General features: G+C 65.4%; 2 protein-coding genes. Both read left to right on the plus strand.

The window, feature by feature from the left end:
• Positions 1–122: 122 nt before the first annotated feature.
• Positions 123–1886, plus strand: a complete 1764-nt coding sequence (gene arc / locus E1266_RS36845) for a proteasome ATPase (RefSeq protein WP_132055159.1) — start codon at positions 123–125, stop codon at positions 1884–1886.
• A gap of 132 nt (positions 1887–2018) precedes the next feature.
• On the plus strand, positions 2019–2324 hold a 306-nt coding region (locus E1266_RS36850; RefSeq protein ID WP_243719349.1), incomplete at its 3' end, for a proteasome accessory factor PafA2 family protein.

Genomic DNA, 2324 nt, shown 5'->3' on the forward strand with positions numbered 1-2324 from the left:
CTCCCAATGCCCCCCGAACACCCCCGCACGACACGAACACCGAATGGGCAGGTTACGGAAGCCCTCCAGATAGGTAGGGTCTCAGTAGGTCGTCGGCTCTCTTCGTGAGGAGGTGACGGGGCGTGGCCGCTCGTGACGATGCTGGGGCGCGCAAGGCGCAGCACGAAAAGGAGGTCAGGGACCTCCAAACGCAGATCTCCTTCCTGGAGGAGGAGATCTCCGTGCTGCGCCGCAAGCTCGCGGAGTCCCCGCGCCAAGTACGTGTGCTGGAAGAACGCCTCCATGAGGCACAGGCCAACCTGGCCGCCGTAACCGGTCAGAACGAGCGTCTCGTAGCGACCCTCAAAGAGGCTCGCGAGCAGATCGTGGCGCTCAAGGAGGAGGTCGACAGGCTCGCACAACCACCATCCGGATTCGGAGTCTTCCTCGAAGCCCGCGACGACGGAACCGTCGACATCTTCACCGGCGGACGCAAACTCCGCGTCAACGTCAGCCCGGCCGTCGACATCGACGACCTCCAGCGCGGCCAAGAGGTCATGCTCAACGAGGCCCTCAACATCGTCGAAGCACTCAAGTTCGAAGAGCAGGGCGAAGTCGTCATGCTCAAGGAACTCTTCGACGACGGCGAACGCGCCCTCGTCATCGCGCACGCCGACGAGGAACGCGTCGTCAAACTCGCCGAACCACTCCGCGGAGTACCCCTCCGCGCCGGCGACTCCCTCATGCTCGAACCGCGGTCCGGATACGCCTACGAGAAGATCCACAAGGCCGAGGTCGAAGAACTCGTCCTCGAAGAGGTCCCCGACATCTCCTACAACGAGATCGGTGGCCTCAGCGGCCAGATCGAACTGATCCGCGACGCCGTGGAACTCCCGTACCTGCACGCCGACCTCTTCCGCGAGCACCAGCTCAGGCCGCCCAAGGGCGTCCTGCTCTACGGGCCCCCCGGATGCGGGAAGACGCTCATCGCCAAGGCCGTCGCCAACTCCCTCGCCAAACAGGTCGCCGAGAAGACCGGCCAGGAGGGCAAGAGCTTCTTCCTCAACATCAAGGGCCCCGAACTGCTCAACAAGTACGTCGGCGAAACCGAACGGCACATCCGCCTGGTCTTCCAGCGCGCCCGAGAGAAGGCGTCCGCCGGAACCCCCGTCATCGTCTTCTTCGACGAGATGGACTCCATCTTCCGCACCCGCGGATCCGGAGTCTCCTCCGACGTCGAGAACACCATCGTCCCGCAGCTGCTCAGCGAGATCGACGGCGTCGAAGGCCTGGAGAACGTCATCGTCATCGGCGCCTCCAACCGCGAGGACATGATCGACCCCGCGATCCTGCGCCCCGGCCGCCTCGACGTCAAGATCAAGATCGAGCGGCCCGACGCCGAAGCCGCCAAGGACATCTTCTCCAAGTACATCCTCGACGGCCTCCCGCTCCACCCCGACGACGTCAAGGAGCACGGCGGCTCCGCCGAGGCCACGGTCGAAGCCATGATCCAGGCCACGGTCGAGCGGATGTACACCGAAAGCGAGGAGAACCGCTTCCTGGAGGTCACCTACGCCAACGGCGACAAGGAAGTCCTCTACTTCAAGGACTTCAACTCCGGAGCAATGATCCAGAACATCGTCGACCGCGCCAAGAAGATGGCCATCAAGCAGTACCTCGACACCGGCCAGAAAGGCCTGCGCGTCACCCACCTCCTCGCCGCCTGCGTCGACGAGTTCAGCGAGAACGAAGACCTGCCCAACACCACCAACCCCGACGACTGGGCCCGCATCTCCGGCAAGAAGGGCGAACGGATCGTCTACATCCGCACCCTCGTCTCCGGAACCAAGGGCTCCGAAGCCGGCCGATCCATCGACACCGTCGCCAACACCGGCCAGTACCTGTAACGAGGCCCACACCGTGACACCGGCGCGGCGGCCCCCCGAACGGGAGGCCGCCGCGTCCGCGTGCCCCGCCACACCCCCCGCGAACACCCGGCCCCATGGCTCCACCCCGCACACCCCGATAGGCTCGACGATATGAGTGTTCGGCGGGTGATGGGCATCGAGACCGAGTACGGCATCTCCGTACCCGGGCAGCCAGGGGCCAACGCGATGGTGACCTCCTCACAGGTCGTCAACGCCTACCTCGCGGCATCGGCCGCACGGGCGCGCAGAGCCCGCTGGGACTTCGAAGAGGAGAACCCCCTCCGCGACGCCCGCGGCTTCGACCTCGCCCGCGAAGTCGCCGACCCCACCCAGCTCACCGACGAAGACCTCGGCCTCGCCAACGTCATCCTCACCAACGGCGCGCGCCTCTACGTCGACCATGCCCACCCCGAATAC

Origin of the sequence: Actinomadura sp. 7K534, from assembly GCF_004348575.1 — a bacterium.
In the GTDB taxonomy this organism is placed as follows: Bacteria; Actinomycetota; Actinomycetes; order Streptosporangiales; family Streptosporangiaceae; genus Spirillospora; species Spirillospora livida.